This window comes from Streptomyces carpinensis (genome assembly GCF_002154505.1).
GTDB classification, from domain to species: domain Bacteria; phylum Actinomycetota; class Actinomycetes; order Streptomycetales; family Streptomycetaceae; genus Streptomyces; species Streptomyces carpinensis.
Map to the genome: position 1 here is coordinate 1 of NZ_MUBM01000497.1, position 8,082 is coordinate 8,082.

At 70.8% G+C, this 8,082-nt stretch carries 7 protein-coding genes and 1 pseudogene; 4 read left to right on the forward strand and 4 right to left on the reverse strand.

Translation table 11 applies throughout. The features are described 5' to 3' along the window. From BZY54_RS44685 to BZY54_RS44695, 4 genes and pseudogenes are all read left to right on the forward strand, one after another. A partial coding sequence (locus tag BZY54_RS44685) for an ATP-binding SpoIIE family protein phosphatase (protein WP_158104010.1) occupies positions 1-1,230 on the forward strand: 1,230 nt, incomplete at its 5' end. Continuing rightward, positions 1,218-1,355, forward strand: coding sequence for a hypothetical protein (locus BZY54_RS51340; protein WP_158104011.1), 138 nt, complete (start codon positions 1,218-1,220; stop codon positions 1,353-1,355). The genes BZY54_RS44685 and BZY54_RS51340, both read left to right, overlap by 13 nt. 145 nt (positions 1,356-1,500) lie before the next feature. Further along, positions 1,501-2,084: pseudogene (locus tag BZY54_RS44690) on the forward strand (UDP-N-acetylglucosamine--N-acetylmuramyl-(pentapeptide) pyrophosphoryl-undecaprenol N-acetylglucosamine transferase); the annotation flags it as partial. Positions 2,085-2,379: 295 nt separating this feature from the next. Then, a complete protein-coding gene (locus BZY54_RS44695; protein WP_244217641.1) occupies positions 2,380-2,895 on the forward strand; it encodes a hypothetical protein in 516 nt (171 codons plus the stop codon). Positions 2,896-3,909: 1,014 nt separating this feature from the next. Here the strand turns inward: BZY54_RS44695 and BZY54_RS54905 are convergent. The 4 genes from BZY54_RS54905 to BZY54_RS44715 form a co-directional block, all read right to left on the reverse strand. Next, entirely contained in the window at positions 3,910-4,041 is a 132-nt protein-coding gene (locus BZY54_RS54905) for a hypothetical protein (RefSeq protein ID WP_279634763.1), read from the reverse strand. Positions 4,042-5,578: 1,537 nt separating this feature from the next. Then, positions 5,579-6,664, reverse strand: a complete 1,086-nt coding sequence (locus BZY54_RS44705) for a tartrate dehydrogenase (protein ID WP_086731088.1) — start codon at positions 6,662-6,664, stop codon at positions 5,579-5,581. Positions 6,665-6,776: 112 nt separating this feature from the next. Beyond that, positions 6,777-7,676, reverse strand: a complete 900-nt coding sequence (locus BZY54_RS44710; RefSeq protein WP_086731089.1) for a LysR family transcriptional regulator — start codon at positions 7,674-7,676, stop codon at positions 6,777-6,779. Between the two features lie 24 nt (positions 7,677-7,700). Continuing rightward, positions 7,701-8,082 (reverse strand): glycerate kinase (locus BZY54_RS44715; protein ID WP_143668286.1); only part of this gene is annotated, 382 nt, incomplete at its 5' end.

The window sequence follows — 8,082 nt, forward strand, 5'->3', positions numbered from 1 at the left end:
GCGGCGGTGGCGATAGACAACGCCCGCCGCTACACCCGCGAGCACACCATGGCCGTCACGTTGCAGCGCAGCCTGCTGCCGCAGGCGGTGCCGGAGCAGTCCGCCCTGGAGGTGGCCCATCGCTATCTGCCCTCGCAGACCGGCGTGTGCGGCGACTGGTTCGACGTGATCCCCCTGCCCGGCACGCGGGTGGCCCTGGTGGTCGGTGACGTCGTCGGCCACGGTCTGCACGCGTCGGCCACCATGGGCCGGCTGCGCACCGCCGTGCACAACTTCTCCGCCCTGGACCTCTCCCCCGACGAGCTGCTGGCCCACCTGGACGAACTGGTCGCCCACCTGGACGAGCTGGTCGCGCGGGCCGACGCCGGCGGGACCGTCGACGAGGGCGTGGGCATCACCGGGGCCACCTGCCTGTACGCCATCTACGACCCTGTCTCCGGGGTGTGCAGCGTCGCCAGCGCCGGCCACCCGGGTCCTGCCCTGGTCCGCCCCGACGGCACCGTCACCTTCCCCGACACATCCCCCTCGCCGCCCCTGGGACTGGCCGGCGGTCTCCCGTTCGAAACCGCCGCACTTCAGCTGCCGGAGGGCAGTCGGCTGGCCCTGTTCACGGACGGACTGGTCGAGAACCGCCGGCGCGACCCGGACACCGGCCTGGCGCTGCTGCGAGACGCCCTGGCCCGCTCCGGCCCCGGCCTCACCCCCGAGGAGACCTGCCAGGCGGTCCTGGGCGCCCTGCTCCCCGAACGCCTCAGCGACGACGTCGTCCTGCTCGTCGCCCGCACCAGGCTGACGGACCCCGGCCAGGTCGCCGACTGGGAGGTGCCCGCCGACCCGGCGGCCGTCTCACGCGTCCGCTCCGAGGCCGTCCACCAGCTGGATGCCTGGGGCCTGAACCTGATGGCCTTCAGCACCGAGCTGATCGTCAGCGAGCTGGTCACCAACGCCATCCGGTACGGCACCCAGCCCATCCACCTGCGTCTGCTGCACGATCGAAGCCTGATCTGCGAGGTCTCCGACGGCTCCAGCACCTCCCCGCACCTGCGCCGGGCCCGGGTCACCGACGAGGGCGGCCGCGGCCTGTTCCTGGTCGCCCGGTTCGCCCAGCGCTGGGGCACCCGCTACACCTCCCGGGGCAAGGTCATCTGGACCGAGCAGGCTCTCCACGGCGCAGGCCCGGAACCCGACCTGGACCTCGCCGACGTCCTCCTCGACCAATGGGACGCCTGACCGGAACCGCCACGACCAACACCGCCGAGGGCGCGCAGTTCATCGCCCGGCCCGGCCGGGACAAGCCCGTCCCGCGGCCGACTCCGACGGCGTTGTACGCGATCCGGTGGGACCACAGCCAGTAGGCGCGGCTGGCCGCGCCAGCGGGCCGGCGTCCGTCAGCATGGGTGGCTGATCGACCTGGTCGGAGCGAGGACGGCGCCCCCGACGGCCGCCCTGGCGCAGATCGACGGGTGGATCAGCTGCGGGAGGCCGAGCGCCGCCGCGGCGAGGGCCGTGCAGGCGCTGGAGCTGGGGGGCTTCAACCGGCAGCTGCCGACGGTGTACGTCACGGGCGGGGCGCAGGGCGCGCAGCAGATCAACGAGCTGGTCGCCGAGGCGCTGCCGTGGCTGCTGCAGCAGGCGAACGTGGTGCACCAGTGCGGCCCGGCCAACGAGGCGGGTCTGCGGGAGCGGGCGGCAGGGCTCCCCGCCGAGCTGGCGGCCCGCTACCACCTGACGGGCTTCATCAACAGCGAGCTGCCCGACGTCCTTGCCCTGGCTGACGTGGTGGTGTCGCGGAGCGGGGCGGGGACTGGCGGAGCTGACCGCGCTGGGCAAGCCTGCGATCTTCGTGCCGCTGCCGTCGTCGGCGGGGCAACGAGCAGGCGCACAACGCGCGGCGTCTGCAGGAGACCGGGGCGGCGGTCGCGTTGGAGGGCGAGGTGTCGGCGGGCCGGTTGCGGGAAGCACTGGGCCCGCTCCTGGCCGACGCCGATCTTCGGTGGGGCATGGCGGAGCGGGCCCGTGCGTTTGGCCGTCCGGACGCGGCCGACAGGCTCGTGGACGTGCTCCTGTCCGCCGCGTCTGGGTGAGCTACCGGGCGGATGCCCGGACATGACGAAGCCCCCCGCCGTAACTCCCCCGTGGCGGGCGGCTCGTGCTACAGGTGCAGAGATCAAGGTCGGCTGCGGCGACGTAGCGTCCTAGTACTCCAGCTGAGACCGTGATCTTCGTAGTGCGCGGTCGGCTGGGCCGTCTCTCGTTGCGGGTTGGTCCGACTGGTCGGATCTGACGGTGGGTCGCGCCGGGACGTTCCGGGCGGCGGCAGAGCCGAGGTTATGAATGCAGCACCTGACCGTCCATGAAATCAACCTCAGGAGCAACTCGATGCGCCCCATCAGGGCAGCCTGTCTCGGCACGGCCACTGCGCTGGTTACCCTTCTCGCCTGCGCCCCTGTCGCGGCCGCCGCTGCGAAGGACACCGCTTCCTCCCACGCCAAGGCCGGAGACCGGGTCATCACACTCATCGGCCATCTCGCGCAGCAGACGTTCTTCCCCGTCAACCCCGGCGGCGTCCCCGCCGCCCAGGGCGATCGGACCGTCTTCCGCTCGGTCCTCAAGGACAAGCACGACAACCACGTCGTCGGCGAAACCGACGGCACCTGCACCACCACCCGGGTCGACAACGGCGGAGCAGAGGTGTGCGTCGTGAACTACAACCTCCCGGGCGGCCAGCTCACCGTGCAGGGGATGGTCTTCGGCAATCTCAACCCGGGCCCTCCCCCTTCGTTCGACAACGCGATCACCGGCGGCACCGGGGCATTCGACCGGGCTCGTGGCATGGTCCACGCCGACACGATCGGTATGGGCATGAGGCGCTTCACGATCGACCTCGACCGCTGACTGACCCTGCCCGGTGAGAAGGCTGGGCCGTCCACGGCACGGCCCAGGTGCTCGATTGGCCGCCATGGGCGACGCCGCAATCAGGCTGAGTCCCAGGCCATCCGCCATCAGCGACAAGCCGCCGGGCATGAAGAGCGCGATCTTCAGCTGGAGTAAGACGACACCTGCACGTGGAGGCCGGACGCACGCGGTTTCCGGCGGGGCATCGTCTGCCCAAGGATCGGTCAAACCGCCGACAAACTCCCCCTTCGGGTGCCCGACGGACGACCTGACCGGCTTCCCGCAGGCCGAGCTGGCGATCGAGAACCGCAGCTCCAAGGTCAGCAGCTACATCGTCCAGGTGGAGTTCGTCGACGGCTCCGGGACGCGGTCCAGCGAGGGCACGGCGGCGCCAACAACCTGGCTGCGGGCCAGAGGCCAACGAGAAGGCCGTGGGCCTGTCGAAGGCACCCAGCGGCCTCAAGTGCCGCGTGACGTCGGTGATGCGATACGCGTCCTGACCGACGAGGTGAGCGAGGCCCCGCCGAGGAGTTCGGCGGGGGCCTCGTCGTGTCCGCCCCCGAGTTACTGGACGTGTCTGCCGGCCGCTCGGAACACCGGCATCTCTCGCCTGTTCGCCCGGAACCGCCGGGCTCTCTGGGGGAGACCCACGTGCAGAAGCACGACGACAACACCCGTTACTCGATCAAGCGCTTCGGAGGGGACTTCGCCTGCGCCCTCACCCCGGTTCCAGATGCGAATAGCGCAGGAAGTGGTGTGAGGCCCCGTGCCGCGGGTGACGCGCGGTCGAGCCGGGGCCGGCCGACACCGGGCCCCGGGACCGCCTCACGCTCCCGGCAGGTCTCCTGCTCGGGGTCGCTGCTGATGCGGTGGCTGGCCACCTCCCGGGGCGGGCGCCCGCAGCACAAATGAGGTCCTGCCCGGGCAGCGGACAGGCGTGACCGATCTCAGGGATAGTCATTAATTGATCCGGTTGGTGCGGCACCAGTCGTCGTGACGGCCGCCCAGGGACGCTTACCACAGGTCGCAGGTGCAGGTGTTGGGGCGGAGACGGACGCGAGTTAGGTAGGTGTTGAAGGGACTGTCCCACATCTCCTCGTCGGTCTCGGTGGGCTTGGAACGGTCACGGTAGAGGATGTAGCCCACAGGGCTCTCCTTTCAGTTGGCCGGCGTCATGGCGTCGATGGCGTCTCAAGTCCGCATTGGTCGGCAAGGAGCGACCATGGCCGGTCCGGGGTTACTGCCGCGACCGGCTGTCTCGAACAAGCGGCAGCCGAGCAAGCACCGGTGGCCGCGGACCTCAGGTACTCCGGTCCGGGGCCACCGGACGGTCATCCGCTGCGCAGGGGGAGGCCGTAGGCCACTGTGAACCCGCGGACGCGGGGCAGACCGGGGCAGGGAGCCCGTACAGGTGGTGGACGTAGGTGCGGGTTTTGGCTTCCCAGTTGGTGATGCCGAGGATGCGGCCGAAGACGGCGGCCGCAACCATGGGGCAGACGGCGTCGGCGGGCTGCTGGGCCTTCTTGCGGATGCCTTTGCCGCGGCGGACGTACCGCCAGGGGTGGTCGCCGGGGAAGCCGACCAGGCGGCCGATGTCCTCCTGGGTGATGCGTTCCCCGGTCTCGGCGCACGCCCACCCGTAGATCGTCGCGGTGACGCACGTGCCCGGCAGGTCGGCGCTGCGCGTGCCGCCGCCCTTGGCCCGTCCGGTGGCCGGGTCGATGGGCCGGTGTCCGCGCGTGAGGTAGGTGCGGCCTCTGGGCCAACCGACGCATTCTGCGAACGTGGTGGTGGGGAACGGGGCGGTTGCGTGAGGCTCACGAACGGGCGCTCCCCTCGGTAGGCGGCCATGAAGCGGCGTTTGCGGTGGGAGGCGGCACCGTAGGCGACGGCGTCCAGCGTCCACGCCTCGGTGGTGTGCCATCCGGCCTCGCGCAGCCGGTCCACCAGCCTGGCCGTCGAATGGTGCAGCGGCGGGTTGGGCCGGCTCAGGGGCGGCGTCGTCCTTCGCAACGGGGGCAGGGGGTGCTCATACCTCGAAGCACAATTCGAGGCACCGACAGCGCCCGGCTCCGCGGGGCCGGGGCCTGGCCCTACGGTCAGAAGTCGTCGTGGTGACGAGCTACGGGTTCCGTCGAAGCCGAGCGTCACCATTGCAGTGCCGTAGCGCGCCCGAGGTCGATTCCCGAGGAGCGGTCTGGATCATCGACGGACGGTGAACACAGGCTGGTCGGCTCCCGTACAGGGCCGACGTACAGCCGCGGCCCCCCGACAGCAGCGACGCCCTGCGTGCCGCGGTGAGCGCGGCCCTGGACGACAACACCCCGTAAGCGCTGCGTTACTTCCCTGAGGTCGGCCAGTACGAGGTCGACGGCTAGGCATTCTCGTTCGAAAGGGACGGGGATTCCCCCGGATGCCGCGTTTGCGGAGGTGATCGCGGATCGCGTGGGAGGAGGAGACCTTATCGGCCAGGACCACATCCGGTCTGGTTCCGCTCCCAGAACGCCGCATGGGGACGCGACATCACTGCGGCCCGGCAACACCACGCTCGCGAAGGCCACCTCGTCGTGCCACGCGAACCGATCGGCTTTCCCTGCGGAGAAGGAAGCCCGGGAGCGCGCTCGCCGTAGGGATCGCGCTGCCGGGCTTCCTTCTCGGTTCAGCGGCCGCGTTGCGGCCGTCGTCAGGCGTTCAGGGCGTCGATGATGGCCTTGGTGACGTCCTCGGTGGAGGCGGTACCGCCGACGTCGCGCGTGAGGATGCCGACCGCGGTGGTGGCCTCGATGGACTTGTTGAGGCGGGCCGCCTGGTCAGGCAGGCCGAAGTGCTCCAGCATCAGGGCCGCGCTGCCGACCGCGCCGATCGGGTTGGCGAGGCCGTGGCCGGCGATGTCCGGGGCAGAGCCGTGGACCGGCTCGAACATGCTGGGGTAGCGGCGCTCGGGGTTGAGGTTGGCGCTGGCGGCGAGGCCCAGGCTGCCGGCAAGGGCGCTGCCGAGGTCGGAAAGGATGTCGGCGTTGAGGTTGGAGGCGACGACGACCGAGAGATCCTCGGGCTTCAGCACGAACTTCGCGGACATGGCGTCGACCAGGACGCTCTCGGTCTCCACGTCCGGGTAGTCGGCAGCGACCCGCTTGAAGACGTCGTCCCACAGCACCATGCCGTACTGCTGGGCGTTGCTTTTGGTGACGGAGGAGACCTTTTTGTGCGCCCTGTTGCGGGCGAGGTCGAAGGCGAAGCGCATGATGCGTTCGCAGCCGACCTCCGTGAAGAGGGCGGACTGGACGGCGACTTCACCGCCCGGTCCCCTGCCGCCGAGGTTGCGGCCGCCGAGGCCCGCGTACTCGCCCTCGCTGTTCTCGCGGACGACAACCCAGTCGAGCTCGGTGTCGTCGGCCTTGCGGAGCGGGCTGACGACGCCCGGGAGGAAGTGCACCGGGCGGACGTTGGCCCATTGGTCGAAGCTCTGGCAGATCTTCAGCCGCAGTCCCCAGAGGCTGATGTGGTCGGGGACGGTGGGCCAGCCGACCGCGCCGAAGTAAATGGCGTCGAAGTCCTTGAGTTGGTCGAGGCCGTCCTCGTCCATCATCGTGCCGGTGCGCTCGTAGTACTCGCAGCCCCAGGGGAACTCCCGCCACTCGAACGCGAAGGCCCCGGCGGAGTCCTCGGCCAGGGCGTCCAGGACGGCGCGCCCTGCGGCGACGACTTCCTTGCCCACGCCGTCGGCGGGGATGGCGGCGATACGGAACGTGCGGGGTGCGGTGGTCATGGGTGCCTCCGGCTCGCTGTGTGGGATCGCTTTCGAGTCAACACAGGGCGGCGGTACGGCGTCCAAGACGTGCTTTCGATACGACGTATAGGCGCAGCCGATCGGTCCTGCGTCAGGCGTCGCGAGCCCTTCGGCGGGCGAGCGACTCGGTGAGGGCCAGGAAGGCGCGTGCGGCCGGGGTGAGGTGCGCGGGGAGGCTGACCATCGCCACGTGGAGGTGGGCGGTCGGCTCGATGGGGGCGACAACGGCTCCGCAGCGGCGGGCCAGTCGGGTCCACGCGGAGGGCAGGACGGCGACTCCGACGCCGGTGAGGACCAGCGGCAGGATCGAGGTGCGGTGGTCGACGACCGTCACGATCTGGGTGTCGGTGCCGCCCGCGGTGATGTCGTCGACGATGTGGCGCATCAGGCTGCCGGTGCGGGAGGCGATGAGTTTCTGCCCGGCCAGATCCTCGGGCCGGATGGTGACGTCGTCCTCGATCGCCTCGCCTGGTGCGGCGACGACCACGAAGGGCTGGTCCTCGACGTGCAGGACATCCAGCCCGGTCGGGTGGACGGGTGCGGCGCTGCCGAGCAGGCCCAGTTCGCAGGCGCCCCTGCGGACCAGGGACAGCACTTCGTCCGGGGTGAAGGCGGCGTGCGTGCTCACCGTCACCGACGGATGCAGCTCGGCGAAACGGTGGATGAGTGTGGTGAGCGGTTCGATGCCGGGTGAGGGCATGGTGGCGACCTCGACGGTGCCGCTGTGCAGCCCGGTGAGCGCGGCCGCGGTGTCGCGTACGGCGGCCAGGTCGCGGAGCACGCGTCGGCTCGGCTCCAGCAGTTCCTGGCCGGCCTCGCTGAGCACGACGCCGCGCCCCACGCGGTGAAAGAGGGCCACACCGAGGTCGGCCTCTAGGTTCGCCATCGCCTGGGACAGCGAGGGCTGGGCCACGTGGAGGGCGGCGGCGGCCTTGCTGAAGCCGCCGTGCTCGACGATCGCGAGGAAGTACTCCAGCTGCCGGGCGTCCACCGTGCCTCCCCCGATCGGTCTCTCCTAGGACAGGGTCAACTTATCCGCCGGCGTCGTCTCGTCCGCGCACCCGGTGATCCAGCGGTCGGCGAGGGTCCGTCCGCACTGCGTGAGCAGCCGTGCGGACAGGGCACTGTCGGCCGCACAGTCCTGGTCGGTCAGATCCGTCAGGGCCTGCACGGAACGGAAGTGGCGGGCGGTGCGGTCGGCGGCCAGCGTGCAGCGGCCGGCCACGGCGTGCACTGCCGTGCCGTGTCGGCTGGCCCGCCGGGCAAGTGCGACCGGCAGCTTGCCCGACAGGGACTGCTCGTCGAGGCTGCCCTCGCCGGTGACGACGAGGTCGCTCGCGGCCAGCAACTCGTCGGCGCCGAGCAAGGTGAGGAAGTAGTCGGCCCCCGGGCACACC